The organism is Pseudonocardia sp. HH130629-09 (assembly GCF_001294645.1).
GTDB lineage: Bacteria > Actinomycetota > Actinomycetes > Mycobacteriales > Pseudonocardiaceae > Pseudonocardia.
In genome coordinates this window covers 2,349,012-2,375,390 of the sequence record NZ_CP011868.1, presented here as the reverse complement: position 1 = coordinate 2,375,390, position 26,379 = coordinate 2,349,012, and the positions used below count along the sequence as shown (strand labels likewise).

At 75.0% G+C, this 26,379-nt stretch carries 22 protein-coding genes, 3 pseudogenes and 1 other annotated feature; of the genes and pseudogenes, 10 read left to right on the top strand and 15 right to left on the bottom strand.

Annotation, left to right across the window (positions count from 1 at the left end; all coding sequences use genetic code 11):
• Window positions 1-85: 85 nt before the first annotated feature.
• Window positions 86-1,326 (top strand): annotated as a pseudogene (locus XF36_RS10935) (IS3 family transposase).
• Window positions 361-489, top strand: a sequence feature (AL1L pseudoknot). Its footprint overlaps the pseudogene before it by 129 nt.
• Here XF36_RS10935 and XF36_RS10930 read toward each other — a convergent pair.
• The 6 genes from XF36_RS10930 to XF36_RS10905 all read right to left on the bottom strand — a co-directional run bounded on the left by XF36_RS10930 (window position 1,237) and on the right by XF36_RS10905 (window position 6,797).
• Window positions 1,237-1,743 carry a hypothetical protein gene (locus tag XF36_RS10930; RefSeq protein WP_060711915.1) on the bottom strand — a complete coding sequence of 169 codons (507 nt, stop codon included), beginning with the start codon at window positions 1,741-1,743 and terminating at the stop codon, window positions 1,237-1,239. The pseudogene XF36_RS10935 and the gene XF36_RS10930 overlap by 90 nt on opposite strands.
• Window positions 1,740-2,714 carry a hypothetical protein gene (locus XF36_RS10925; protein WP_060711914.1) on the bottom strand — a complete coding sequence of 325 codons (975 nt, stop codon included), beginning with the start codon at window positions 2,712-2,714 and terminating at the stop codon, window positions 1,740-1,742. Before XF36_RS10925 ends, XF36_RS10930 begins: the two co-directional genes overlap by 4 nt.
• Before the next feature lie 139 nt (window positions 2,715-2,853).
• A complete protein-coding gene (locus XF36_RS10920) occupies window positions 2,854-3,867 on the bottom strand; it encodes a hypothetical protein (RefSeq protein WP_060711913.1) in 1,014 nt (337 codons plus the stop codon).
• A 106-nt stretch (window positions 3,868-3,973) separates the two neighbouring features.
• A complete protein-coding gene (locus XF36_RS10915) occupies window positions 3,974-4,945 on the bottom strand; it encodes a biotin-dependent carboxyltransferase family protein (RefSeq protein WP_060711912.1) in 972 nt (323 codons plus the stop codon).
• Window positions 4,942-5,814 carry a 5-oxoprolinase subunit B family protein gene (locus tag XF36_RS10910; RefSeq protein WP_060711911.1) on the bottom strand — a complete coding sequence of 291 codons (873 nt, stop codon included), beginning with the start codon at window positions 5,812-5,814 and terminating at the stop codon, window positions 4,942-4,944. Before XF36_RS10910 ends, XF36_RS10915 begins: the two co-directional genes overlap by 4 nt.
• Window positions 5,811-6,797 carry an ATP-grasp domain-containing protein gene (locus XF36_RS10905; protein ID WP_238589214.1) on the bottom strand — a complete coding sequence of 329 codons (987 nt, stop codon included), beginning with the start codon at window positions 6,795-6,797 and terminating at the stop codon, window positions 5,811-5,813. The genes XF36_RS10910 and XF36_RS10905 overlap by 4 nt, the downstream gene beginning before the upstream one ends.
• Between XF36_RS10905 and XF36_RS10900 the strand changes: the two genes are divergently transcribed.
• Complete coding sequence (locus XF36_RS10900; RefSeq protein ID WP_238589213.1) at window positions 6,777-8,087, top strand: helix-turn-helix domain-containing protein; 1,311 nt, start codon at window positions 6,777-6,779, stop codon at window positions 8,085-8,087. The genes XF36_RS10905 and XF36_RS10900 overlap by 21 nt on opposite strands.
• Window positions 8,088-8,145: 58 nt before the next feature.
• Here XF36_RS10900 and XF36_RS10895 read toward each other — a convergent pair whose 3' ends face one another.
• Window positions 8,146-8,760: a DUF4232 domain-containing protein gene (locus XF36_RS10895; RefSeq protein WP_168169491.1), complete on the bottom strand. Its 615-nt coding sequence runs from the start codon at window positions 8,758-8,760 to the stop codon at window positions 8,146-8,148.
• Between the two features lie 124 nt (window positions 8,761-8,884).
• On the opposite strand from XF36_RS10895, the gene XF36_RS10890 reads away from it, so the two are divergent.
• Complete coding sequence (locus XF36_RS10890) at window positions 8,885-9,622, top strand: sulfite exporter TauE/SafE family protein (RefSeq protein WP_060711909.1); 738 nt, start codon at window positions 8,885-8,887, stop codon at window positions 9,620-9,622.
• A 30-nt stretch (window positions 9,623-9,652) separates the two neighbouring features.
• Here XF36_RS10890 and XF36_RS10885 read toward each other — a convergent pair whose 3' ends face one another.
• Window positions 9,653-11,716, bottom strand: coding sequence for a serine/threonine-protein kinase (locus XF36_RS10885; RefSeq protein WP_060711908.1), 2,064 nt, complete (start codon window positions 11,714-11,716; stop codon window positions 9,653-9,655).
• 123 nt (window positions 11,717-11,839) lie between these two features.
• Window positions 11,840-12,349 (bottom strand): MarR family winged helix-turn-helix transcriptional regulator, encoded by a 510-nt coding sequence (locus XF36_RS10880; RefSeq protein ID WP_075333431.1) that lies wholly within the window; start codon window positions 12,347-12,349, stop codon window positions 11,840-11,842.
• Window positions 12,350-12,618: 269 nt separating this feature from the next.
• Between XF36_RS10880 and XF36_RS35550 the strand changes: the two are divergent.
• Together XF36_RS35550 and XF36_RS10870 are read left to right on the top strand one after the other, a co-directional pair.
• Window positions 12,619-14,434, top strand: a pseudogene (locus XF36_RS35550) (asparagine synthetase B family protein).
• A gap of 106 nt (window positions 14,435-14,540) precedes the next feature.
• Complete coding sequence (locus tag XF36_RS10870) at window positions 14,541-15,371, top strand: DUF427 domain-containing protein (RefSeq protein ID WP_060711906.1); 831 nt, start codon at window positions 14,541-14,543, stop codon at window positions 15,369-15,371.
• A 14-nt stretch (window positions 15,372-15,385) separates the two neighbouring features.
• On the opposite strand, the gene XF36_RS10865 is transcribed toward XF36_RS10870, so the two are convergent.
• Window positions 15,386-15,877, bottom strand: coding sequence for a MarR family winged helix-turn-helix transcriptional regulator (locus XF36_RS10865; protein WP_082375327.1), 492 nt, complete (start codon window positions 15,875-15,877; stop codon window positions 15,386-15,388).
• 77 nt (window positions 15,878-15,954) lie between these two features.
• On the opposite strand from XF36_RS10865, the gene XF36_RS10860 reads away from it, so the two are divergent.
• Window positions 15,955-17,070, top strand: coding sequence for a M20/M25/M40 family metallo-hydrolase (locus XF36_RS10860; RefSeq protein WP_060711905.1), 1,116 nt, complete (start codon window positions 15,955-15,957; stop codon window positions 17,068-17,070).
• Here XF36_RS10860 and coaA read toward each other — a convergent pair.
• Window positions 17,042-17,971 (bottom strand): type I pantothenate kinase, encoded by a 930-nt coding sequence (coaA, locus tag XF36_RS10855; RefSeq protein WP_060714592.1) that lies wholly within the window; start codon window positions 17,969-17,971, stop codon window positions 17,042-17,044. The two genes, XF36_RS10860 and coaA, sit on opposite strands and share 29 nt — an antisense overlap.
• A 327-nt stretch (window positions 17,972-18,298) precedes the next feature.
• On the opposite strand from coaA, the gene XF36_RS10850 reads away from it, so the two are divergent.
• The 3 genes and pseudogenes from XF36_RS10850 to XF36_RS10840 all read left to right on the top strand — a co-directional run bounded on the left by XF36_RS10850 (window position 18,299) and on the right by XF36_RS10840 (window position 21,806).
• Window positions 18,299-19,681: a hemolysin family protein gene (locus tag XF36_RS10850; RefSeq protein ID WP_060711904.1), complete on the top strand. Its 1,383-nt coding sequence runs from the start codon at window positions 18,299-18,301 to the stop codon at window positions 19,679-19,681.
• A pseudogene (locus tag XF36_RS10845) lies at window positions 19,678-20,738 on the top strand (hemolysin family protein). The gene XF36_RS10850 and the pseudogene XF36_RS10845 overlap by 4 nt, the downstream one beginning before the upstream one ends.
• Window positions 20,739-20,795: 57 nt before the next feature.
• Entirely contained in the window at window positions 20,796-21,806 is a 1,011-nt protein-coding gene (locus XF36_RS10840; protein ID WP_414706238.1) for a 3-methyladenine DNA glycosylase, read from the top strand.
• A gap of 4 nt (window positions 21,807-21,810) precedes the next feature.
• On the opposite strand, the gene XF36_RS10835 is transcribed toward XF36_RS10840, so the two are convergent.
• The 4 genes from XF36_RS10835 to XF36_RS10820 form a co-directional block, all read right to left on the bottom strand.
• Entirely contained in the window at window positions 21,811-22,008 is a 198-nt protein-coding gene (locus XF36_RS10835) for a hypothetical protein (RefSeq protein WP_060711903.1), read from the bottom strand.
• Between the two features lie 137 nt (window positions 22,009-22,145).
• The gene (locus tag XF36_RS10830; protein ID WP_060711902.1) at window positions 22,146-23,003 is read right to left on the bottom strand and encodes an SDR family oxidoreductase; all 858 of its coding nucleotides are present in this window, start codon (window positions 23,001-23,003) and stop codon (window positions 22,146-22,148) included.
• Between the two features lie 53 nt (window positions 23,004-23,056).
• Window positions 23,057-24,760, bottom strand: coding sequence for an ABC-ATPase domain-containing protein (locus XF36_RS10825; protein ID WP_060711901.1), 1,704 nt, complete (start codon window positions 24,758-24,760; stop codon window positions 23,057-23,059).
• Window positions 24,761-24,842: 82 nt separating this feature from the next.
• Window positions 24,843-25,517 (bottom strand): DUF4232 domain-containing protein, encoded by a 675-nt coding sequence (locus XF36_RS10820; RefSeq protein ID WP_060711900.1) that lies wholly within the window; start codon window positions 25,515-25,517, stop codon window positions 24,843-24,845.
• Between the two features lie 150 nt (window positions 25,518-25,667).
• Between XF36_RS10820 and XF36_RS10815 the strand changes: the two genes are divergently transcribed.
• Entirely contained in the window at window positions 25,668-26,336 is a 669-nt protein-coding gene (locus XF36_RS10815) for a DUF368 domain-containing protein (RefSeq protein ID WP_082375326.1), read from the top strand.
• Window positions 26,337-26,379: the final 43 nt, after the last annotated feature.

Genomic DNA, 26,379 nt, shown 5'->3' with positions numbered 1-26,379 from the left:
GGCCGCCTCGTCACGGTGGTAAGCGGCGAGCTCTGTCTCGTCCCGGGTTTGATGGAGACCATCAAGCCTGGAGGATGATCGACCGATGGCCGCCCCGAGGAAGTACCCCGACGAGCTGCGGGAGCGAGCGATCCGGCTCGTGTTGGACGCCAAGGCCGACCCGGCGTCCGCGGGCGGGAACATCTTCAAGCGCATCGGCGAGCAGCTGGGGATCAACCCGGAGACGCTGCGGGGCTGGGTCAAGCAGGTCGAGATCGACAACGGCACCAGGCCGGGCACGACCACCGACGACGCGACCCGGCTCGCAGAGCTCGAACGTGAGGTTCGGGAGTTGCGCCGGGCGAACGCCATTCTCAAGTCGGCTTTCTTCGCGGCGGAGCTCGACCGCCCCAGCAGGTAGTCCTCGACTATATCGAGGAGAACAAGACACAGTTCGGGGTCGAGCCGATCTGCGCGGTGTTGAAGGACGCCGGTGTTCCGATCGCCCCGTCCACTTTCCATGCGTCGAAGAAGCGACCGCCCTCGGCGCGGGCACTCACCGACGCCGAGACTTTGAAAGAGATCGAACGGGTGCATCGCGACAACTTCAGCGTCTACGGCAGCCGGAAGGTGTGGGCGGCGTTATGTCGGGAAGGCGGAGTAGGCGGCCGCCGGGTCGCTCGCTGCACCGTGGAACGACTGATGCGCCGCAACGGGCTCCGTGGAGTGTCCCGGCTGCGTGTGCCGCGCACCACGGTCCGAGCCAAGGGCGCGGACAGGCGCCCGGACCTGGTCGAACGGGACTTCACCGCACCCGCCCAGGACCGCCTGTGGGTCGCTGACATCACCTACATCCGCACGTTCTCTGGATGGGTGTACGCGGCTTTCGTGATGGACGTGTTCTCCCGACGGATCGTGGGCTGGCAGCTCTCTCGTAACCTGTACACCGATCTCGCGCTGGACGCGCTCAACATGGGGATCTGGACCCGGCAACGGGCGGGCGCGGACCTCTCCGAGTTGATACACCATTCGGATCGCGGAGTCCAATATGTCGCCGTGCGGTACGGCGAGCGACTCGCCGAAGTCGACGCTGTGGCTTCAGTCGGGTCGGTCGGCGATTCCTACGATAATGCGATGGCGGAGGCGTTCAACTCGCTGTTCAAGGCTGAACTCGTCCGCAACCGGGGCCCGTGGCGAGGCACCGACGACCTCGAGCTGGCCGTCGCCGAGTACATCGACTGGTACAACCACCGCCGCCTACACGGCGAGCTCGGCCTGATCCCGCCCGTTGAGCACGAGGCCCTGCACGCCGTCACAGAACCCGCCCGGCAACCCGCCGGAGCGTGAGAACCGAGCCTCTATCGAACCCGGGACTTGACACTCGGCGTCCCCGGCGGCGCGGGCCGCCTCGGCCCGGGCCCGTGCCTGGTCACGGAGCTCGGCGGCCACGGTGCTGACCCGGGCCGAGGTCTGTGCATCGGCTGCGCGGGTGGCGGCGTCGCGGGCACCGCCGACGGCGTCCAGCACGATCTCACCGCGTCCGGGGACCGCGACCGGCTCGGCCGCATCGGCGGCTCCGCCGCTCGCGCCGTTCGTGACGGCGGCGGTGGCGGCTGTGGGAGTGGGGGTGACGTTCCGGGCCGGGACCGTGCCGTCGGCGCCGGCGAGGGCGGCGGCCAGGCCGGCGCCGCCGACCAGTGGGACCGTGCCGAACAGGGCCAGGCGGCCGGGCGTGGTGCGTGGACGTCGATGCCGTCCGCTCATCGTGATCGCCTCCTGCCTTGTCGGTAGCCGGAGCAGGAGGGGCTCAAACCTCCCTCGCCCCGTCGGGTGCCAGCGGTGCCGGGTGTCGGCGGAGCACGGTCACGAACCGGACGACACGGCTCACGACGCCTCGGTACGCGGGGCTCCCCCGGTCGGTGCCGGGGCCGAGGTACCGGTCGGTGCGGGGCCGCGTTCCCGAGCTCGTCGGGCCCGGTGCTGCTCGGCGGGGCCGGGGCGGGCGGGGTCGTGGGGGCCTCGGTCGGCGGCACGGCAGCGCGGCGGCGTGCGTCGGCCTGCTCCCGGGCGCGCTGCTCCTCCGCGCGCCGCTCGGCGGCCCGGCGCTCCTGCGCGGCGACCTCGGCAGCGTGGCGCTCCTGCGCGGCGATCTCCGCGGCCCGGCGCTCGTCGGCGAGCCGCCGCTCCTCCGCGATGCGGGCCGTCGCCGCCCGTACCGCCCCGTCGGCGACGGCGGCCGCGCGCGTCTCGCGGGCCGCGACCGGCACCGTGGGCGTCCCGGTGGGCGTCCCGGTGGGCGTCCCGGTGGGCGCCGCGGTGGGCACCGTGGTGGACGTGACCCCGGTGCCGGAGCCGTACCAGCGCGACGGCACGGGGAGCGACGAGGCATCGTCGGCGGTCGGCCCGGCGGCGAAGGTCGGCACCGGGACGTGGTCGTCGACCCGCTGGTCCGCGGGGGCCACCCCGCCGAGCACCCCGGTACCGAGGAGTCCGGCGACGGTGACCGCGGCGACCAGCACCGCCGGGACGACCCCCGCCAGGGTGACGCGGAGCCGACGGCGGCCCCGCGCCGGCCGGTCCCGGTCCTCGACCGGTCGTGGCGCCTGGCGCGAGTGGGTGGGTGTCGTCGCGCCCCGGGAGCGGGCCGCGACGTGCGGCCACGCCGCGGGCCCGACCGCGGCCGGGCGCGGGCTCGTCAGGTCGGCCGAGCCGGGGTACCGGTGCCGGCCGGTCACGGGGTGGAGCCGCTCGCCGTGCGCATGGGGTGATGGTGATCGGCGGACGGAGGAACGGCCATGCACCGAACGGGTGCGTCGCGGGCCTGTGGCGGCCCGGTGGGGTGGTCTTCGCGCCACCCGGACGGACCGGTCGGACTCAGCCGCCGAGCAGCGACAGCGCGGGGCCGGGCACCCGGACGTCGACGGGCGGGGTCTCGGCGATCCGCAGGCGCAGCCGGAGCAGTGCCCCGTCCGCGGCGCCGGTGCCCGGGTCGGCCGGCGTGACCGCGCCCGGGGAGGCGCCGGAGGAACCGCCGCCTGCCGGGTCGTCGCCGTTCAGGTCGTCGCCGCCCGGATCGTCGCCGCGCGGGGTGGGCGTGACGGTCCGCGGCTGCGGGGGTGTCGGCACGGTCGGGGCGGAGAACCCGGTGTCGCGGTCCCGTCCGGAGAGGTCGCCGGGTGCTGTGTCGTCGACCGGAGCGGTGTCGTCGACCGGAGCCGGGTCGTCCGGTCTGGTGTCGCCGCGACGTGTGGTGTCGTCGGACGGGGAGGTGACGTCGGAGGGCGTCGTGCCGGCCGGAGGGACGTCCCGGCCGGGGTTCGGCGTGGTCCCCGCGCCGGGCTCGACGGCGAGCGGACCGGGCGCGGTGCGGTCACCGGCCGCGCCACCGGTCGCGCCACCGGTCGCGCCGCCTGGGGCCGCCGGGCCGGGACCGGCTGTGCCACCGGTCGTGGAGCGCGGCTCGACGGCGCGCTGTGCCCCGCCGGACCGGGTCGGACCGGCCCCACCGGCGGACGTGGTCGACGATCCGGGCCCCCCGGACCGTCCCTGCTCCCGGGACCACCCCGGCTGCGGGGTCGCCCCGGGCACGGCGGCGGAGGGTGCGGCGGCCGCGGCGTCGGCGGCCGCCCGTGCCGGTGCCTGCGCGAGCGGAGCCGGGTCGGCCATCCGTGCCGGTGCGCCCCCATCGGCCATCGCGGGACCGGCGGCGAGCGGCGCGGCCGGGCCGGGATCGGTCTGCTCCGCCTGCCCCGCGACCGGCTGCTCGGTCGGCGTCACGGTGACGACGACCGCCGCGGCGAGAGCGACCGCACCGACCGCGGAGACCGTCACGGCCAGGACCCGCCTGACCAGCCCGGCGCCCGCCGTCCTCCGGTGCCTGCCGCTCATCGCTCGGTCCTCTCCCACGTCCGGTACCGCCCCGCGTCACCGACGCGTCGAGTCTCGGACCAGACGGAGCCGCAGGGCCAGCCCGAACGGGTGAACAGTCGACGTGTCACCGCTCCAGTGCGCTGTGCATCCGCCCGAGCCGGTCCTTCCGCTCGGCCCGCAGCGACAGCGCCGTCTCCAGATCGACCGCGACGAACCGGGTGCGGGTGCGCGGCGCCGACTGGGCGACGACGTCGAGGTCCCCGGAGATCACCGTCGCCACCATCATGTAGCCGCCGCCGGACACCGCGTCGCGGTGCAGCACGATCGGCTCGACGCCGCCCGGGACCTGGATGGAGCCGATCGGGTAGGGCGAGTCGACGATGTTCGACGGGTCCTGTCCCGCACCGAACGGCGCCTCCCGGTCGACGGTCTCCAGCTCGCCGCCGGTGTAGCGGAACCCGATCCGGTCCGCGACCGGGGTCAGCGTCCACGTGGTGTCGAGGAAGGTGGCGCGGCCGCGGTCGGTCAGCCGGTGGTCGTAGAGCCCCATCACGACCCGGACCTCGACGTCCTTCGCGAGCGACGGCCGCAGGTCCTCGGGCACCACGAGCCCCGCGCGGCCGGTACCGGTCCCGACGGGCAGGACGTCGCCCTCGGCCAGCGGCCGGCCGTCGAGCCCACCCAGGGCGCCGAGGGCGTAGGTGGCGCGGCTGGCCAACTTCTCGGGCACGTCGATCCCGCCGGACACCGCCAGGTAGGCGCGTGCGCCGGCCTTGAGGTAGTCGAAGGCCAGCACGTCCCCCTCGGCGACGTCGAAGGACTCCCACACCGGACGGGCCTCGCCGTTGACCTTCGGGGCGATCGTCGCGCCGGCCACCGCGACCGTCGCCGGCCCGGTGAACGCCAGCTCCGGGCCCATGTAGACGATCTCCAGGGCGGCGGCGCCGTCCGGGTTCCCGACGAGGGCGTTGGCGCAGGTCAGCGAGTACTGGTCGAGCGCGCCCGACGGCGGGATGCCCAGGTGGTAGTAGCCGGAGCGGCCACCGTCCTGCACGGTGGTCGACAGACCGGGCTTGCGGACCTCGATGCGTGTCACGCGAGCACCTCCAGCAGGCGGGTGTTGTAGCCGTCGGGGTCGTCGAGGAAGGGCTGCAGGTCGAACGCGACCGGGCGGGCGGTGATCCGGTACTCCCCCGCCTGGGCCTGCGCCTCCAGCTCGTCGTACTCGTCGCGGTCGATCCCGCGGAACTTGACCATGTCCCCGGGCCGCATGAAGACCATGTGCTCGGCGAAGTCCGGCTTGGTCTGGGTCGGGTCGTAGATCGGGGCCGGAGTGATCCCGAACATCTGATACCCACCGGCACCCCGCACCGAGTAGATGCAGGAGAAACAGCCGCCGTAACCGACCGTCTGCTTCGGGGTGTCGGTCCGCGGACGCAGGTACTTCGGCACGATGATCTGCCGCTCCCGGGGCACCATCTGGTACGTGAACGGCAACCCCGCCACGAACCCGACCATCGAGGTGAACCACGGCGAGCCCGAGTGCGCGGCGATGAACTCCTCCACACCCGAGTAGCCGTTGATCCGGGCCGCGTACTCGATGTCGGTGGCCTCCGGGTCCTGGTGCCGGTCCCGGAACCGCAGCAGCGTCTCGGTCGTCCACGGATCCTGGTAGAGCACCGGGATCTCCACGACCCGGCAGTCCAGGGTCACCCCGAGCGCGTCGCCGACCCGGGCCTCCAGCCCCCTCAGCTGCCCCAGCAGCACGTGCGGATCGAGCACGTCGGGGTCGTAGCGCACCTGGTAGGAGGCGTTGGCCGGACAGATCTCCAGGATCCCGTCCGGTCGCTCCTCGCGGAGCAGGTTCGTGATCGCGACGGCCTTGAAGTTGGCCTGCAGGCTCATGTCCTCGGCCAGCTCGACGAACACGAACTCGTCACCGCCCCAGCTGTAGCGGGCGCTCATGAGGTCCCCTTCCCTTCGGCCAGCCACTGCTCGAGGGTCCCGGTGTGGAAGTCGGCGTCGGCCACCCACGGCTCACCCGCCAGGGTGCGGAGCAGCCCGGCGGTGGTCGGGATCCCGGCGACGGAGAACTCGTCGAGCGCGCGCCGGGACCGGGCCAGCGCCTCGGTCCGGTCGGCACCCCACACCACGACCTTCGCGAGCAGCGAGTCGTAGTAGGGCGGGACGGTCCCGTCGGGCTCCAGCCAGGTGTCGCAGCGCACCCACGGCCCGGACGGCAGCGTGACCCGCCCGACACCGCCGGGCTGGGGCAGGAAGTCCCGCTCCGGGTCCTCCGCGCAGACCCGGAACTCGATCGCGTGCCCGCGCCGTTCGACGGCGTCCTGGGTGAACCGCAGCGGCTCCCCCGCGGCGATGCGCAGCTGCTCGGCGACCAGGTCGATGCCGGTGACGAGCTCGGTGGTGGGGTGCTCGACCTGGATGCGGGTGTTCATCTCGATGAAGAAGAACTCGCCCGTGCGGTCGTCGACGAGGAACTCCACGGTGCCGGCCGAGGTGTAGCCGACATCGCGGCACAGGGCGACCGCCGCGGCCGTCATGGCGCCCCGGGTCGCCTCGGTGATGCCCGGCGACCCGGCCTCCTCGACGACCTTCTGCCTGCGGCGCTGCAGCGAGCACTCCCGCTCGAACAGGTGGACGGCGTCCCGGCCGTCGCCGAGGACCTGCACCTCGACGTGCCGGGCACGCTCGACGAACCGCTCCAGGTACATGGTGCCGTCGCCGAACGCCTTCTCCGCCTCGGTCGAGGCCTGCCCGAACGCGGTGCGCAGCTCCTCGGCGTCGGCGACGATCCGGATGCCCCGGCCCCCGCCGCCGGCGGCGGCCTTGAGCATCACCGGGTAGCCGACCGCCTCGGCGGCGGCGACCGCGGCGTCGGCGTCGTCGACCCCGACCCGGCCGGCTACGTGGCCCGGCTCGTCGCGCACGGGCTCGCCGGGCTCGGGTTCGGCTGCGGGTTGGGGCACGACGACCTGCTCCCCGCGCTGCGCGAGGCCAGCGAGCGGGCCGGGCTGGCACTGCTGGAGGTCCCCGAGCGCACCCCGTTCCTGGCGCTGACCAAGGCCGTCGCCGAGGCGCGCGCCGCCGACCGCTACGCCGAGGTGGTCCGCACCGACGAGGCGCAGCGGGCGCTCACCTCGGCCGCCCTGGGCGAGGACGACCCGGACACCGGCACCGCCCGGGTGCTGGACCGGCTCACCGAACGCCTCGACGCCTGGGCGCTGATCTCCGAGGCCGACGGCCGGGTCCGCCGGTCCGCGCCCGCCGGTGCGGACCGGCGGGCGGCGCTGCTGCGGTCGGAGATCGACCGGGTGCGCGAGCACCCCGGGCCGTCCAGCGTGACCGTCGCCGCCGGGGACGGGCAGGTCGTGCTCCAGCCGGTACGGCTGATCGGGCCCGCGGTGCTCGTCGTCGGGCGGGACCGGCGTTTCACCCCGGTCGACCGGCAGCTCATCGGGTCGGCGGTGTCGGTGCTGACCCTGGCCCACGCGCGGAGCGCCGCGGCGGGGCGGGCCGAGCGCCGAGTGCGGACCGCGGTGCTCCGCGCGCTGGCCACGCTGCCCGGCTGCGGGGCCGAGGACGTGCTCGCCGAGACCTGGGGTCCGCTGCCCGCGGGGGACCTGGTCGCCGTCGCGCTGGGCGGGCGGGCCACCGGTGCGCCGCCGGACGTGCTGCTCGACGCCCTGGAACGCGATCCCGGGGTGGCCTTCCACGCCGAGCTCGACGGACAGGTGGCGGCGGTCGTCGGCGCGGGGTCGGTGCCCGCGGTGCTCGACGTCGCCGGGCGGGTGCGCGGGGTCCGGGCCGGGGTGTCCACCCCGGCACCGGTCGGTGACCTGGGCCGTGCGCTGCGCGAGGCGGGCCGGGCGCTCGACGCCGCCGAACGCCGCGACCGGACGGTGCTGCGCTTCGCCGACCTGGCCGGCAGCGGGCTCGCCGCGCTGGTGCGACCCGAGGACGCGGGCGCCTTCGCGGACGCGGTGCTGGCCCCGCTGGTCCGGCACGACTCCGAGCGGCGCGGCGACCTGGTCGCGTCACTGCGGGAGTGGCTGGCCCAGCACGGGCAGTGGGACCCGGCCGCGTCCCGGCTCGGGGTGCACCGCCACACCCTGCGGGCCCGCATCACCCGGGCCGCGGCTCTGCTGGGGCGCGATCTCGACTCCCCCGGTGTCCGCGCCGAGCTGTGGTTCGCCCTGCACGTCGCCGACACCGCCTGAGTCGCCGAGCTGCCGGGTCACGCCCCGGGGGCCGAGCTCCTGCCGACCGGGCCGCGGCCTACCGGGCCTCGACCGACCCCACCGTGGTCTGCGGCGGCGCCGGGTCGGCGGAGCACACCGGGCCGGGACGCGGCACGGACCTCCCACCGCTGCCGCCGGGCGGGGTGACCCGCAGCCCGCGTGCCTGCTCCGGGACGCAGTCGGCCTCCGGGTACGAGGCGGTCGCCCGCACCCGCAGCGGCGCCGTCGCGGCGGCGCCGCGAGCCAGCCGTACCCGCGCCCGGGGCCCGTCGATCGCGGCCCGTGGCCCGACCCGGGTCCCTTCGTTGCCCGCCACGAACGCCACCCCCGGGTAGCCGTCGAGCACGCACGCGCCGTCGCCGATGTTGCGGAACACCAGGTAGGAGACCTCGGCCGGGCCGTCGGTGCGGGGCGCGGTGGCGGACACGTCGAGGGTGTCACCGGTGCACGGCCCGGCCGGGCCTTCGTCGGCCGGGTCGGCCGGGGTGCTCGCCGGGACCGGGGTGGCCGGGTCGGGAGTTGCCGGGGCCGGGGTGGCCGGAGCCGCAGCGGCGGGTGACGAGGTGGCCGGGCGCGAGCCGGGGCCGGCGGCGCCGCAGCCCACGAGCAGGAGCAGCAGGGCGGCACCCGCCCCGGCCACGCGCGGACCCACGACCATCCCCTGTTCCGACGCAGGTCGCTGCGCCGATCGGCGCCATTGTGGCGTGGTCGTGCCCCTCACGGGGCGGCGGGTAGGGTCCTGTGCATCCACAACGAGATGCTCCGCCGGTGACCCCATGACCCTGTGGCAGCTGGTCACGCTCCTCGGTGCCGGCGTCGCGGCCGGCCTCATCGGCTCGGTCGCCGGGCTCGCCTCGCTGTTCTCCTACCCCGCGCTGCTCGCCGTCGGGCTGCCTCCGACGACGGCGAACGTCACCAACACCGTCTGCATGCTGTTCCAGGGGGCCGGAGCGGTCGCCGGGTCCCGCCCGGAGCTGCGGGGCGCCGGGCCACGGCTGCGTCGCTGGCTCGGCCCGGCGGTGCTCGGCGGCGCGGCCGGGGCCGGGCTGCTGCTGCTCACCCCCGCCGGCGGCTTCGAGCGGATCGTGCCGTTCCTCGTCGCGGCCGCGGCCCTGCTCCTCCTGCGCCCGCCCGCGGCCGGCGAGCCCCGTCCGCCCGGGCCGGGCGTCGCGCTGGCGGTGTTCGGGGTCGCCGTCTACGCCGGGTACTTCGGCGCGGCGGCCGGGGTGATGATGCTGGCGCTCACTCTGTCGCTGCCGGGCGCGACCCTGCTGCGGGCGAACGCGCTGAAGAACGTGCTGACCTGGGCCGCGAACACGGTCGCCGCCGTCGGTTTCGCGGTGTTCGGCGACGTCGCGTGGGCGGCGGTGCCCCCGCTGGCGCTGGGCCTGCTCGTCGGCGGGCGGCTCGGCCCGGTCGTCGCCCGCAGGCTGCCGGCCCGGTTCGTGCGGATCGCGATCGCGGTCGCTGGACTCGGCCTGGCGGTGCGGCTGTTCGTCCAGGCCTGGCTCTGAGCGGCCCGGCGCGGCCCGAGCGGACGGCGGTCAGCCGCGGCGGTACTCCAGCATCGCGGTGACCGGGCCGTCGGTGCGGTGCCCGTGGCGACGCAGCCAGCCGTCGAGCTTGGCCTGCACCGTCGGCAGGTCCGGGCGCCGGTGCGGCTCGGTGCGCATCGCCTGCTTGAGCAGCGCCAGGTGCGCCGTGCGGCTCGGCAGGTGGGTGAGCTTGGCCCCGGCGGCGGCCGCCCGCAGCCCGGCGACGGCGTCGGCGGACTCCCCGCGCGGCGGGTGCCCGCTCAGCGCGAACGACACCGCCGCGGCGAGCTGCCAGGCGTCGGAGGCGGGCGAGGCGGGCTTGCCGGCCGCGGCCTCCGGCGCCAGGTAGTCCGGGGTGCCCAGGACGTAGCCGGTCTGGGTCAGCGTGGAGTCACCCTGCTTGCGCGCGATCCCGAAGTCGATCAGGTGCGGGTGTCCCTGCGGGTCGACGACGATGTTGCCCGGCTTGATGTCGCGGTGCAGCACCCCGGCGCGGTGCGCGGTGTGCAGCGCCCCGGCGATGCCGGTCCAGATGCGGGCCGCGGAGATGTCGTCGACCGGGCCCTGCTCGCCGACGAGCTGGCCCAGGGACATGCCGTCGACGTACTGCATGACGATGACCAGGCCGTCCATGCCCTGCAGGCCCGGGTCGGAGGAGGCGTGCAGCAGGTCGTGGATCTGCACGCAGCAGGGGTGGCGCAGCGCCCCGAGCGCGGCGGCCTCGCGGCGGATGCGCTCCTCGGTCTCGGGGTCCGCGGCGTGCGCGGACTTGACCGCGACGGTGTGGCCGAGCTTCGCGTCGTGGGCCAGCCAGACCCCGCCGAAGCCACCGGCACCGAGGCGGCGCAGCAGCCGGAACCGGGGGGCACGGGGCGGCCCGCCCGGCACCGGCGCGACGAGTGTCGGCCGACGCGGCGGACCCGCCGGGGGCCGTCCCGCGCCGGAGACGGGGCCACGGGCCGCTCCCGACACCGGGCCGCGCAGCGGTCCCGCCGCCGGGTGGGCGGCCGGGCCGGTGAACGGCGGCGGTCCGGCGGGCGGGCGCTCGGCCGGGCCGGGCGCGTAGGCCACGGGGGGCGGTGCGCCGTAGCCGGCCGGCGGACGGGGGGCGGCGGCGAACCCGACGTAGGGGGCGGACTGCTCGACCGACGACGGCCCGCGGGCGCCGCCGGTCCCGGGGCCGCCCGGGTTCTCGCGGGCGGAGAAGCGCTGGGCGAGGCGCTCGGCGACGCTGGGCGTCGCGGCGGCGCCGGACTGCGGGGCGAGCCCGTCGCCGCCGGCACGGCCGGCCCGGGACGACCCGGTTCCGATACGGCCCGCCGCGGACGGCTCGGCACGTCGGGCCGGCACGTCGCGCCCGGCGCGGATCCGCTCGATCCTCGCGCGCGACGGCACCGGGAACAGCGGGACGACCAGCACCCCGACCAGGCTGGCGGCGAGGACGCCGACCCACAGGTGCTCGGCGGTGCCCGCCGGGACCCCGCCGGTCAGCACGATCAGCGAGAACAGCGGGAGCCAGAAGAACTTGGCGGGCCAGCGGGGCCCGCGACGCAGTGCGGTGCGCGCCTGGACCGCGACCAGCACCGTCGCGAGCAGCGGCACGACACCGAGCAGGGCGACGGAGGTGACCGAGGTGACGACGTCACCGCCGATGGACCCGGCCACGGTGCCCCGGCCCAGGTAGCTGCTCTGCGTCCCGACGACGCTGCAGGTCTCGACCCGGATCGACGACGTCGCCGACTGGCTCAGGCCGGGCACGGCCGGCACCCCCGCGGTCGCGCGGCTGAACACCCCGCCCGCTCCGACGAACACGGCCAGCGGGAGCAGACCCGCCGCGAGCACCCCGATCCCGGCCAGCAGCACGGACTCGGCCGAGCCGTAGCCCGAGGAGGAGCCGGAGCCGATCCCGCGGCGCAGCAGCGCGACTAGCGCCGCGCCCGCAGTGGGCAGCAGCCCGGTGAGCACGCCGAGCGCGGTGACCGACCAGGCCCAGTCCCCCGGACACACGTCCGGCACGCCGAGCCCGCGGATGCCGTCCAGCACTCCGGCGACGAGCGCCACCAGCGCGTCCACGCCCGTCCTCACCCCCGAACTCGCTCCGGGTGCAGCCACCCGGACTGCCCACTATCGCATCACCCGCGCGGGGCCCGGCGGAGCAGCGGGTGCCCGGGTGCGTCCGGGGCGGGTGGAGCGGGGTCAGCGCACGAAGAGGTCGAGGTCGGTGTTGAACCGGTCGAGCAGCTCGGCGAGGGAGTCGCGGTCGTGGGTCGGCCAGTGCGCGATGACCTCGCGCAGCGGGGCCAGGCGGGCCTCGCGGACCTGCTCGCGGGCAGCCAGCCCGGCCGGGGTGAGGGTGACGCTGACCGAGCGGGGGTCGCGCTCGTGCGGGGAGACATCGACCAGGCCGGCCCGCGACAGCCGGGACACCTGACGGCTGGCGGTGGGCTTGGAGACCCCCAGCTTGCCGGTGAGCGCGGTCAGCGAGAGGGGGCCCTCGTCGTCGAGGAGCATGAGCACCGGATAGGTGTAACGGTCCACGGCGTCGTTCGTGCCGTACCCGTGGGACCACACCGACTCCATGGTGCGTCGGACCAGCAGCGTGATCTGCTTCTCCAGCGAGTGCAGCGGGTCCTGAGTCGCCGTGGCGACGCCGCCGGTCGCCACGGTGGCGTCGTCGTCAATCGGGCCAATCGGACGTTCGGTCATGTTTCGCATGCTACACAGGTTGCGGGCCGCAACATTGACGATCGCAATCACGTAAGCCGATCGAAAGGTTCGTGCGCCTTCACGCAACGGTGCTGCTCCGAACGGGTGTGATCGGCGACGCGCGTCGCCGAGACTGCGGGATGAACCACCCAGCACCGGACAGGGCCCGCACCTCGCACTTCCTCCTTGTTGCGTACCGCAATCATTAGCGTTGCGATCGATCCGCCGGACGACGTGGTCCGGGCACGAGATCGAGGAGGCGCTCTACCGTGTGCGGAATCTGCGGCTGGATCGACGACCGGCACGACCTGGGGGCGGACGAGCACGCCCGCACCCTCGCGGCGATGAACGACGCGATGTCCTGCCGCGGACCGGACCAGCAAGGTGTGTGGGCCCAGGGTCCCGCGGCGCTGTGCCACCGCAGGCTCGCGGTCATCGACGTCGAGGGCGGCCGCCAGCCGATGACCCTCGACGAGGGCGGGGCCCCCGCCCTGCACATGGTCCACTCCGGCGAGACCTACAACTTCCGCGAGCTGCGCGAGCAGCTCGCCGCCGCCGGGCACCGGTTCCGGACCTCCCAGCGACACCGAGGTGGTGCTGCGGGCGCACCGCGAGTGGGGCGCGAAGGACCCGCGTGAGGTCGCCCGGCGGCTCAACGGCATGTTCGCCTACGCCCTGTGGGACTCCGGCACGAGCGAGCTGGTGCTGTTCGGCTCCGAGCCCAAGGCGATCCTGGCCCACCCCGAGGCCGAGCGGGTGGTCGACGCCGAGGGGCTGCGCCGGGCACTGGCGTTCGTCTCCGACATGTCCAACGCGGTGTTCCGCGGCATGCGCGAGGTCCCGCCCGGCTGCGTCGTCCGGGTCTCCCGCGACGGCGGGATCCGCGAGGAGCGCTACTGGCAGCTCACCGACACCGGGCACACCGACGACGTCGACACGACCGTGCACCACGTCCGCGAGCTGCTGGAGGACACCGCGCAGCGCCGGCTCTACGCCGACGTGCCGCTCTGCACCCTGCTGTCGGGGCGGGCTGGACTCCTCGGCGCTCGCCGCGCCGGCCGCGAAGCACGTCGACGGCACCGTCCGGTCGTTCGCGGTCGACTCCGTGGGCTACGCCGACAACTTCGTCGCCGACGACGCCCGCGGCACCCCGGACACCCCCTACGTGCACGAGGTCACCGAGTACGTCGGCACCGGGCAGCGCGACATCGTGCTGCGCACCGAGGACATGATGGACCCGGCGGTGCGCCGGGCCACGGTGCACGCCCGCGACCTGCCGGCCGGCATCGGCGACATGGACTCCTCTCTCTACCTGCTCTTCTCCGCGATCCGGAAGGAGTCGACGGTCGCGCTGTCCGGGGAGTCCGCCGACGAGGTCTTCGGCGGGTACCGCGACTTCCACGACCCGGAGACCGTCGCCGCGGACACCTTCCTGTGGCTCGCCGGGCGGATGATGAACCACGACCCCGCCGACCCCGGCCTGTTCGACGGCGCACTGTGGGCCAAGCTCGACGTGCCCGACTACGTCGAGGACCAGTACCGGACGGCACTGTCCGAGGTGCCCGAGCTGACCGGCCCGGCCGCCGACGACCCGCACGAGCGGCGGATGCGCGAGATCGGCTACCTGTACCTGACCGCTGGCTGCCGGTGCTGCTCGACCGCAAGGACCGGATGAGCATGGCGGTCGGGCTCGAGGTGCGGGTGCCGTTCTGCGACCACCGCCTGGTCGAGTACGTCTTCGGCACCCCGTGGGCGCACAAGACCTTCGACGGCCGCGAGAAGTCGCTGCTGCGCCACGCCACCTCCGACCTGCTGCCCGAGTCGGTGGTCCAGCGGGTCAAGAGCCCCTACCCCTCCACCCAGGACGACTCCTACGAGAAGTCGCTGCGCGACCAGGTCGCCGGGGTCCTCGGCCAGGGCGACGACGCGCCCGTCGCGCCGTTGGTGGAGCGCGCGGCCGTCCGGCGACGGCTCGACGCCGGCGGCGGGCACGAGGCCAACTCGATGGGCCGCCGGATGCAGCTGGAGCGGATCATCGACCTCAACACCTGGATCGGCGACTACGACGTGCAGCTCTCGCTGTAGTCGTGCACCTCTCGCTGTCACCGTCGCTCCCGGCCCCGTGGCAGGTTCGCCCCGTGGGTGGTTGTGTGGGTACCGACCCGCACGACCACCCACGAGGTGAGGCCACATGGGACTGACCCGCACCGACGGCCCGCTGTCGTCCTCCGCGCCGACGACGGTGAACTACGCGATCGAGGGCCCGCCGCACAAGCTGCTGATGCACCCGTTCCCGAGGCGGGTGCGGGCGGAGTTCGCCGGGCGCACCGTGCTCGACACCCGTGGCGGCTTCCTGCTGCACGAGTCGAACCTGCTGCCCGTGCTCTACGTCCCCGAGGCCGATCTCGACCAGGACGTGCTGGTCGCGACCGACCACACCACGCACTGCCCGTTCAAGGGAGACGCGTCCTACCGCTCGCTGGTCGTCGGCGACCGCACCGCGGAGAACGCGGTCTGGCACTACCCGGAGCCCGTCGCGGCCGCGCCCTGGCTGCGCGGGCTCGCCGCGCTGTACTGGAGCGCCGCCGACGCCTGGTACGACGAGGACGAGGAGGTCTTCGCCCACCTCACCGACCCCTACACCCGGGTCGACGTGCGCCCGACCCACCGCGAGGTCGTGGTCACCCACGTCGCGACCGACGGCGTCGGGACGGTCCTCGCCCGCTCGGAGCGCCCGTGGGTGCTGTCGGAGACCGGACTGCCGAACCGCTGGTACCTGCCCGCCGCCGACGTCGCCGTACCGACCACGCCGAGCGGGCTGCGGACCCGCTGCCCCTACAAGGGCGAGGCGCACTACGAGCACGCCGACCTGCCCGGCGGGACCCGGCTGGCCGAGGTGTTCTGGCACTACCCCGACCCACTGCCGGAGTCGGCGCGGGTCGCGGGGCTGCGTGCCGTCGCGGGCGGCAGCCGGGACGACGGCTCCCGGGTCGTGGTCACCGTCGACGGCGCCGAGGCCTGAGGGCCCCGCGGCGCTCAGTCCTCGTCGGCGACGATCAGGGCCTCGATCGCGGGCAGCGCGGCCTCCAGCGCGGCGCGCTGGGCGGCGTCGAGCCGGTCGAGCCGGCGGGCGACCAGCGCGGTGCGCTGGCTGCGGACCTCGCGCAGCCGGTCCAGCCCGTCGGCGGAGATCGAGATGAGCACGCCGCGGGCGTCGCCCGGGTCGGCGGCGCGTTCGACCATGCCCTGGTCGTCGAGCGCGGACAGCACCCGGGACATCGTCGGTGCGGTCACGCCTTCCCGGCGGGCCAGCTCCGACAGGCGCAGCGGGCCGTGCTGCTCGACGGTGACCAGGGTCGACAGCTGCAGCGGCGGCAGCGACTCGGAGCCGTCGATGCGGATCCGGCGGTTCAGCCGGCCCACGGCCAGCCGCAGCCGCGAGGCCACCTCGTCGTCGCTCGTCTCGAAGCGGTTCGACACCACGGTGCCGCCGGAGCCGCCGGACTCGCTGCCCGATCCCTCACTCATCGCCCCATTCTGCCAAAGAAGTGATGAGCAATGGCATCGGCCCTCGACGGCGACGGGGTCGTGGCAGTGTCGCGGGGATGGAGACCCCCGACCCCGTCGCGCTCGCCGGCTCGCTGATCGCCCTCGACACCCGGGGCGGCGGTGAGCGCGCGGCCGCCGACGCCCTCGCCGGCCTGCTCGACGTCGGCGGATTCACCGTGCGAACCGAGCCCGACCCGGCCGACCCGGCGCGGGCGAACCTGGTGGCCCGCCGCGGCGACGGCCGCCCACCCGTCACCCTCACTGGGCACCTCGACACCGTCCCCGCCGACCCGGCCGGCTGGTCGTTCGACCCGCATGCCGGTGACGTCGTCGACGGGCGGCTGCGCGGGCGCGGCAGCACCGACATGAAGGCCGGGGTGGCCGCGCTCGTCGTCGCGGCACTGCGCAGCACCCCGGCGACCCCACTGCAGCTGGTGTTCACCTTCGGCGAGGAGACCGGCGGCGACGGCGCCCGGCTGCTCACCGGCCTGGAGCCGTCGCCGCTGCTGGTGGTGGCCGAGCCGACCGCGAACCGGGTGCTGCACGGCCACAAGGGCGTGCTGTGGCTGCGGCTGGTGCAGCACGGGGTGAGCGCCCACGGATCGCGCCCGGAGCTGGGCGACAACGCACTCGTCGCGCTCGGGCGGGTCGCGGCGGCGCTGCACGACCACACCTGGCCCGTCAGCGCGACGCACGGCGCCGCCACCGCCAACCCCGGGACGCTGCACGCCGGACTGCAGCCCAACCTGGTGCCCGACCGCGCCGAGCTGGAGGTCGACCTGCGTCTGGTGCCCGGTCTCGACGCCGCCGCGGCCCGCGACGAGGTGGCCGCGGTCGCCCACGCCGCGCTCGCCGGGACGCCCCACCGCGGGCTCCCCCACGTCGAGGTGCGCCTGGACCTGCCCGCCGGCGGCACCGATCCGGCCGACCCGCGGGCCAGGGCGGTCGCCACCGCGCTCGGCCACGACGGACCGGCGGCGTTCGCGTCCTACTTCACCGACGCGTCGGTGCTGGTCCCTGCGCTCGGGGACCCGGCGGTGCTGGTGTACGGGCCCGGCGACCCCGAGCTGGCCCACGTCACCGACGAGACCTGCTCCGCAGCCCGGGTCGGCGAGGCGGCCGAGGCCCTGACCACGGCGCTGGTCAGAGCTTGCGCAGCCGCACCCGCGTGACGTCGTGGTTCGGGCCCTTGGTCAGCACGGCGCTGGCCCGTGAGCGGGTGGGCAGCACGTTCTGTTCCAGGTTGGGCTGGTTGATCGTCGCCCAGATGTGCTCGGCCCGGGCGACGGCCGCGTCGTGGTCGAGCTCGGCGTAGCGGCGGAAGAACGACTGCGGGTCCCGGAACGCGGTCTGGCGCAACCGCAGGAACCGCTCCACGTACCAGCGGCGCACATCGGCGGTGGCGGCGTCGACGTAGACGGAGAAGTCGATGAAGTCCGACACCGTCAGCGCGCCCGCGACCGCGGGCTGGAGCACGTTGAGCCCCTCGACGATGAGGATGTCGGGGCTGCGGACCACGAGCTGCTCGTCGGGGACGATGTCGTAGACCAGGTGCGAGTAGACCGGGGCGGTGACCTCGGGGCGGCCGCCCTTGATCTCGGAGACGAACCGCAGCAGCTTGCGGCGGTCGTAGGACTCCGGGAAGCCCTTGCGCTCCATCAGCCCGCGGGCCTGCAGCTCGGCGTTGGGGTAGAGGAACCCGTCGGTGGTGACCAGCTGCACGTCGGGGTGCTCCGGGGAGCGGGCGAGCAGCAGGCGCAGCAGCCGCGCGGTGGTCGACTTCCCGACCGCGACCGAACCCGCGATCCCGATCACGAACGGGGTCCGGGCCCCGCCCGAGCCGAGGAAGCGCCGGTAGGCCCGGTAGAGCCGACCGCCCTCCTCGACGTGCAGGTTCAGCAGCCGCGACAGCGGCAGGTAGACCTCACGGACCTCGTCGAGGTCGACGAAGTCGCCGTAGCTGCGCAGTTGGTCGAGTTCCTGGGCCGACAGCGGCACCGTGGTCGACGACGCGAGCTGCGACCAGGAGCGGCGGTCGAGATCGACGAACGGTGAGGCGCTCCCCCGGGCCAGGCCCGAGCTGCGCCGGCCGCCGTACTGCGGGTGCGTCGCGGCCGCGGGGGACGCGCGCTCCGACGGGGGCGTCGGCTGCGGTGCGCTCACCGGTGCGCTGCGGTCGGGGCCCCGCTCACCGGCACCCGACCGCCGTCCGGGGGGCCCGGTGGCGCGGGGGACGGTGCGGAGGGCGACGTCGCCGTGGTCATGGCTGACCAACCTAGACCCCGGTCACGGCCGGGATCACCGTCGGGACGCCGTGACATCACTCGCAGCTGCCGACTCGCAGCTCCCGTCGCGCGGTCCCGGCGCGGCCGCCGTATCGTCGTGCACCGTTTCTCCCCGATGGAGGCCATCAACTCCGTGTCCGTCCTGCTCTCCGTCCTCGGGCTGCTCGCGGTCGCCGCGCTCACCCTGGGAACCGCCGTGTCCGTCGCCTCGGAGTTCTCCCTCACCGCGCTCGAACGCAGCCGCATCGACGCCGCCGTCGCCCGCCGGGACGACCGCCGCACCCGCGCGGTGCAGCGGGCGCACGCCGGGCTGTCGTTCCAGCTGTCCGGCTGCCAGCTCGGGATCACCGCCACCACCCTGGCCACCGGCTACATCGCCGAACCCGCCGTCGCCGAGCTGATCCGGCCGGTCCTGGAGGCCGTCGGTCTGCCCGCCGGGATCGCCTCGGGCACCGCGACCGTGCTGTCGCTCGTCCTGGCGACGGTGCTGTCGATGGTCTTCGGCGAGCTGGTCCCGAAGAACCTCGCGATCGCCCACCCGATGGAGGTGGCGCGCTCGGTGGTGTGGCTGCAGGCCGGGTTCGCCTCGGCGTTCCGCTGGCTCATCACCGGCCTGAACAGCGCGGCCAACGCCATCGTGCGCCGGCTCGGCATCGAACCGGCCGAGGAGCTGCGCTCGGCCCGCTCACCCGGTGAGCTGAGCTCGCTGGTGCGGGCCAGTGCCGAGAGCGGCAGCATCGACCCGGGCACCGCGGTGCTGCTGGAGCGCTCGCTGCGCTTCACCGACCGCGTCGCCGAGGACCTGATGACCCCGCGGGTGCGGGTGGAGACCATCGACGCCACCGACACCGTCACCGACCTGGTCGCGCTGGCCCGCCGCTCCGGGTTCTCCCGGTTCCCGGTCGTCGACGGCGACCCGGACGTCCCGCTGGGCCTGGTGCACGTCAAGCAGGCCTTCTCGGTGCCGCCGGCCCGCCGCGCCGACACCGCCGTGCGGGACCTGGCCCGGCCGGTCGAGACCGTGCCGTCGTCGCTGGACGGCGACGAGCTGATGACCCGGCTGCGGGCGGCGGGGCTGCAGACCGCCGTCGTCGTCGACGAGTACGGCGGCACCGCCGGTCTGGTGACCATGGAGGACCTGGTGGAGGAGATCCTCGGCGACGTCCGCGACGAGCACGACCGCGGCGAGCAGAACCGGGTGCGCCGCCTCGGCGACGGGGTCTTGGCGCTGTCCGGCCTGATGCGCGACGACGAGGTGGACGAGGTGACCGGGTTCCGGATGCCGCCCGGGGGCTACGAGACCCTCGCCGGGCTGGTCGTGGCCCGGCTGGGCCGGATCCCCGATGTCGGCGACACCGTCGAGGTCGACGGGTGGACGCTGGAGGTCCTGCGCCGCGACCGCAACCGGGTCGCCGAGATCCGTGTGCAGCGCAGCACGGACCACAGCGCCGACCACAGCTCCGACCACGGCGCCGGGCACGGGACGGTGCCGGCGTGAACGACCTGCTCGCACTGCTCGCCGCCGTCGCCCTGCTCGGGGTGAACGCCTTCTTCGTCGCCGCGGAGTTCGCGCTGATCTCCGGCCGCAAGGACCGCCTGGAGGCCATGGCCGACGCCGGCTCCGCCGGGGCGCAGCGGGTCCTCGACGCCTCGCACGACCTGTCCCGGATGCTCGCGGCCTCCCAGCTGGGCATCACCATCGCGTCGCTGCTGCTCGGCCGACTCGGCGAGCCGGCCGTGGCGCACCTCATCGACGGTCCGCTCGAGGCGGTCGGGGTGCCGGAGTCGTTCGCCTACCCGGTCGCGTTCGCGGTGTCGCTGATGATCGTCGTCGTCGCGCACATGATGCTCGGCGAGATGGTGCCGAAGAACATCTCGATCGCGGGCCCGGAGCGCGCGGCGATCCTGCTGGTCCCCCGTTCCTGGTGTGGACCCGGGTCACCCGCCCGTTCATCGACCTGTTCAACGCGATGGCCAACGCCACCCTGCGCCTGGTCGGGGTGACCCCGCGCGACGAGCTGGAGACCGCGTTCACCACCGGGGAGCTCGCCGAGATGCTGGGCGACTCGCGCCGTGAGGGCCTGCTCGACGACTCGGAGAGCTCGCGGATCGAGCGGACCCTGTCCTCGGCGGAGGCGACCGTCTCCGACGTCGTCGTCGCGCTGGAGGACCTGGTGTGCCTCGACGCCGGCCCCGGCGGGACGACGACGGTCTCCGCGCTCACCGAGGCCGTCGAGCGGACCGGGTACTCACGGTTCCCGATCCGCGGCGCACAGGGCAGGCTGACCGGGTACCTGCACGTCAAGGACGTGCTGGATCTCGCCGACGCCGAGTCCGCGACGATCCCGCCGCAGCGGGTCCGCAGCCTGCCGTCGGTCCCGGCCTCGGCCCGCCTCGACGAGGCGCTCGCCACGCTGCGGGCCGCCCGGGCACACCTGGCCCGCGCCGTAGACGAGCACGACACCACCGTCGGCGTGGTCACCATGGAGGACCTCACCGAGGCGTTCGTGGGCAGCGTCCGCGACGCCACCCACGCCCCCGGCACCCCGGCCTGACCCACGCGCGTCGTACGGTCGGACACCGTGCCGCCGCCGTCCGTGCCGCCCCCGTCCGTGCCGACCTCACCCGGGCCGACCCCGCGCGTCTCGGCCCCGGGCGCCACCGTCCCCGTCCTCGACGGCGCGACCTGGCGGGCACGGGCGGCGGCCCACCGTGAGCGGGTCGCGGCCTGGACCGGGCCGCACCGCGAGCGGCGACGGCGCGGCGAGCCGCACCCGGTGTGGGACTTCCTGTTCACCTACTACTCCCACCGCCCCGCCCAGCTGGAGCGCTGGGACCCGGGCCCCGGCGTCGCGCTCGCCGACGCCGCGGAACTCGCCCACCGCCCCGGCCACGTCACCCGGCCCGACGGCACGGTCCTGTTCGACCCCGCGGCGGCCCCGCAGCGGCTCCGGACGACCGCGGCGTTCGTGCACCGGCTGCTGGTCGCGACCCGGTCCCGGCCGCCCCGGCTGGGCTGCTTCGGCCTGCACGAGTGGGCGATGGTCTACCGCACCGACGACGCCCGGCACCGGGACACGGTGCCGCTGCGTCTCGGGCGGGCGGGCACCGACGCCGTCGTCGAGTCGGCGCGGATCAGCTGCACCCACTACGACGCCTACCGGTTCTTCACCGACGCCGCGGCCCCGCGCAACGAGCTCGTGCCCACCCGCGAGCGGCAGGTCGAGATGGAGCAGCCGGGCTGCCTGCACGCGACGATGGACCTCTACAAGTGGGCCTACAAGCTCGCCCCGGCGGTACCGTCGGAGCTGGTCGCCGACTGCTTCGCCCTCGCCGCGGACGTCCGTGAGCTGGACATGCGCGCCTCCCCCTACGACCTGTCCGGCCACGGGTTCGACCCGGTGCGGATCGAGACACCCGCCGGACGCGCCGAGTACGCCCGCGCCCAGGCCGGGTTCAGCGAGCGCGCCGCGCCGCTGCGCGACGCGCTGGCCGACCTCGCGGGCCGGCTCGCCGGGACACCCGACCACCCGGCCGGCCACCCCGCCGAGGGCCCCCTCGGCGGCCCGCACACAGACGACGGGGCCGCCGGGACTGTTCCCGGCGGCCCCGCGACCGCGTAGCGGCTCAGCCCGCGACGAGCTCGTCCAGCACGCCGTTGCGCACCGAGGCGACGAGGTCGGCGAACTGGTCGACGCTCATCTGCACGCGCTGGCCGAAGTCGTCGGTGATGACGATCCGCTTCTCCGGGACGGCGGCGTCGTCGACGAACAGCTCGGGGCATCCGCAGTTGCAGCTGCCGCAGAAGGTGGCGATGTGTCGCACTCGGGTGCTCCTCGTCGTCGGTCCGGGTGTGGCGGGCGGTGTGCCCGCGCCGTCGGGAGAGGTCGCCCGCGGACTCCCGGCGGTTCCGGATGTCACCCGATGGGGTCAACCGGTCACCGTTGGGAGCCGCGCGGCGCTCACACCGGCAGGTCGGCCGGGTCGGTGCCCTCGAGGAAGAAGTCGATGTCGTTGTGCTCGGAGTCGCCGTAGGGGGTGAGGTCGGTGACGCCGTGCGCGGCGAGCACCTCGTCGTCGATGAAGGTGTGCCCGGTGGGGCGCGCCGGATCGGTCAGGATCGCCAGGGCCGCGTCGGCCATGATCTCGGGGGTACGGGCGCGCCCGGCGACCTGGTCACCGCCCAGCAGGTTCGTCACGGCCGCCGTCGCGATGGTGGTGCGCGGCCACAGGCAGTTGGCCCGGATGCCGTCACCGGCGAACTCGTGCGCCCAGCCCAGGGTCAGCAGCGACATGCCGTACTTGGAGAGCATGTAGGGCGGGAACGCGCCGAGCCACTTCGGGTCGAGGTTGATCGGCGGGGACAGGGTGAGGACCTGCGCGTCGTAGGAAGCCTTGAGGTGGTCCAGCGCGGTCCGGGTCAGCAGGTAGGTGCCGCGCGAGTTGATCGACTGCATGAGGTCGTAGCGCTTGGGCGTCACATCGGCGGTGCCGCTGATGTTCAGCGCGCTGGCGTTGTTGACGACGATGTCGACGCCGCCGAAGGTCTCGGCGGCGGTGGCGACGGCGCGTTCCACGTCCGCCTCGACCCGCACGTCCCCGACGACGGCGACGGCCTTGCCCCCGGCCTGCTCGATCTCGGCGACCGCGGTGTGCACGGTGCCGGGCAGACGCGGGTCGGGCTGGTCGGTCTTGGCCAGGATGACGGCGTTCGCGCCGCGGCGGGCGGCGGCGAGCAGGATCGCGAGGCCGATGCCGCGGCTGCCGCCGGACATGACGATGGTGCGGCCGTTCAGGTCCCGCTGGGCGGTCTCGGTCATGGGGTCCTCCGGTGACGGTGCGTCGGTGCACGTGCTCGGAGGCACTCTAACAGTCAGACCTGACCGTTTCCGTGGAGGTGCGTCACACGTGCGCGTCGCAACCGGTTCAGCGCGGCCGCGACCTCGTGCCGTCGCGGCACCGCGACGTCCACCGGCGCGCCCCGGGTGATCGCATCGGTCCCGCCGTGACACACGGCCTCCTCCAGCCGCTCCAATGCCTCGGCGAGGGTGACCCCACGCAGGTCGAGGGCGGCCAGGGCGTACCCGACCCCCGTGGTCTGGCCGGGGTCGGCGAGCTGGGCCACCGCGGACAGGTCGATGTCCTCGGCACCGAAGGTGAGCCGCCCGCGGCCGCGGGCGGTGATCCTGCGCCGCCCACGTACCGAGGCGTCCACGGTGCGGGGGTCGAACTCGCGGCGGGCGAACGCCGGGAACGCGGCGTCGGTCGCCTCGTCGGACCGTCCGGCGATCTCCCGGGCCCGGCCGGTGACCTCGGAGGCGACGTAGTCCTGCAGCAGGATCACGGTGTCGGCGCGGGCGAGGTACTCCCCCGAGCCGCCCATGACGAGCACGGTGGACACCCCGTGCCCGCGGTGCAGCGGCCGGACCCGCTCGGCGAACGGGACCAGCGGCTCGGCCGGGATCAGCGCGCGCATCCGGTCGTCGCGGATCATGGCGTTGGTGGCTGCGGTGTCCTCGTCGATCAGCAGCACGCCGGCGCCGGCCTCCAGCGCCTCCACCGTGGCGGCGGCCTGCGAGATCGAGCCGGACGCCGACTCCGTGGAGAAGTCGTCGGTGGGGTTCCCGGACGGCAGGCCGGTGACGAAGGCCGACACGTCGACGCGCTGCACCGACCGCTCGTCCTCGGCGCGCACCGACACCGCGTCGGCGCGGGCGACGACGAGCTCGCGTCCGTCGCCGGGGACGTGGTCGTACACGCCGTTCTCCAGCGCACGCAGCAGCGTGGACTTGCCGTGGTAGCCACCGCCGACGATCAGCGTGACGCCGTCGGGGACGCCCATGCCGGTCACCGTGCCGCGGTGCGGGACCTCCAGGCTCACGCGCAGCTCCGGCGGGGAGACGAACGGCACCCCGCCCACCAGCGGCCGGTCGTCGACGCCGGATGCCCGCGGCAGCACCGCGCCGTCGGCGACGAACCCGACCAGGCCGCGACCGGCCAGCGCGTCGCGCAGGGCACCGGCGTCGACGACGGTCTCCACGAACTCCTCGGCGGCGGCGGTGTCGGCGGTCTCCCAGCGCAGCGCCCCCAGCACCGCGCGCGGCAGCGCGACCGTGACCTCCGCGACCGCCGCCCGGCCGTCGATCCGCCGACCCCGGCCGGGCAGCGGCACCGACGGCTCGGCGACGACCGTCCCGTCGGGCCGGATGCGGACCGCACTGCGGTCGAGCACCTCCTGGCCACCCGCGTCGATCCGCACGGTGCTGCGCTCCAGGGCGCGGCGCAGGGCGCGGGCCAGGAACCCGGCGAGGGCACGCGCCCGCACGGGTCCGTCGTACAGGCCGGGCGGCAGCCCGGCGGTCCGGGCGGGCACGGTCACCCGCAGCCGCGACGGCGGCGCGAACGGGTCGGCCTGCACCGTCCGGATCTCGAGGTCGTAGCCGTGCTCCCCCGTCCAGACTCCGGTGAGGTCCTGGTAGGAGCGGTAGGACGCTCCGTCGAGGTCGTGGAGCCGGTGGCCGAGAGCCGCGACGTCGCCGCGTCTGCGGGGCGTGGCCGAGCGCTCGTGCGGGGTCATGCGGGGTCGTCTCCTCCACGTCGTGGCGGCCGCCCGTGGCCCCGCGGGGCCCGGTCCGCGGCGGACCGGGCCCAGACGCGGATCAGCGAGCGGTGAACGCCTGGATCACCAGCTGGTCCCCGGGCGGGCTGGCGGCGCAGCCGGTGCCCTCCATCGGGACGAACAGCGAGTCGGTCTCGCCGGGCGGGTAGACGCGCAGTCCGCGAACCGCCGTCGGGCGGCAGGCGGCCTCGTCGAAGTTGCGCACGTTCACCACCCGCAGTGTCGCACCGGCGCTCCCGCCCGGGGCGAGCCGGACCGGGTCGCCGTGCCCACCCTGCATCGCGGCGGCCGGGCCGATCTGGTGGCCGTCGTCGCCGCCGACGTAGGACACGCCGGGGAAGCCGCGCAGGTAGCAGGTGCGGCCGCTCTGGTTGCGCAGCGTCAGCGTCACGTACGACGAGCCCGCGGCCCCGCCGCCCGGGTCGGCCGCGACCGAGCCGGCCAGCTCGGAGGTGTGGCAGCGCTCGTCGCCGCCCGCCTCGGTCCCCCCGGTGCCGGTGTGCGCGCCGCCGGCACCGGCACCGGCCCCGGGGTTCCCGGCGTCGGACACCGGGGTGCTCGTCGTCGGTGCGGCGGTGCTCGGCGGCGTGGAGGTGCCGCCGGAGCCGGCGGCGGTCGGCCAGTCGCCGCCGCCCCCGCAGCCGGCCAGCACCGCTCCGCAGGCGGCGATGGTCACGGCCCAGCGGGCGGTGCGGTGCAGGACGTACCCGTCCATGTCAGTCCCCCGATCGTCATGGTGCGTACGTCTCCTCGGACGTATCGGCACGCAACCGGTTGCCCCGATCCTTGGTGATGCGAACGAGAGTTCACCCGTCTGTCGCCGTTCGTCGCCCGATCGGCACCGTCCTGGCCTGTGTTGTCGCGTATGTCCGTTGTTCATCTGGCCCGTGGGGCCGCGATCGGCGTGGGCGAGACCATCCCGGGGGTCAGCGGCGGGACCATGGCCCTGATCGTCGGGATCTACGAGCGCCTGATCGCCCAGGGTGCGCACCTCGTCGGCGCGGCCCGGGCGTTGCTGCCGGGCGCGGCGGGCGGTGACGTGACGCCCCGCGAGGAGCTGCGACGGCTGGACCGGGGCCTGCTGGTGCCCGTGGGGCTGGGCACGGTGCTGGCGGCCTCGCAGGTCCTCCCGGGGCTGATCGAGGACCACCCCGTCGGCGCTCGGGCGGTGTTCCTGGGGATGGTCGCCGCGTCGGTGGTGCTCCCCATGCGGATCACCGGGCGGCTGCGCGGGCTGCCGGAGTGGGCGCTGGTCGTCGTCGCATTCGCGGCGACGTTCGCCGTCGGTGGGCTCCCCCTGTCGTCGGCGACGGCCGCCCGCCGATGCTCCTGGTCGGGCTGGCCGCGGCGGTCGCGGTGTGCGCGCTGGTGCTGCCGGGGTTCTCCGGCTCGTTCCCTGCTGTCGGTGTTCGGGCTCTACGAGCCGACCCTACGTGCGGTGCGCGACCTGGACCTGGCCTACATCGCGGTGTTCGGGCTCGGCGCCGTGGTCGGGCTCGTGAGCAGGCCGCGGCGGGTGCCGCGCTCGTCCTGACGATCATGGCCGTCGAGCGGCGGGTCGACGGGTCAGCGGGCCC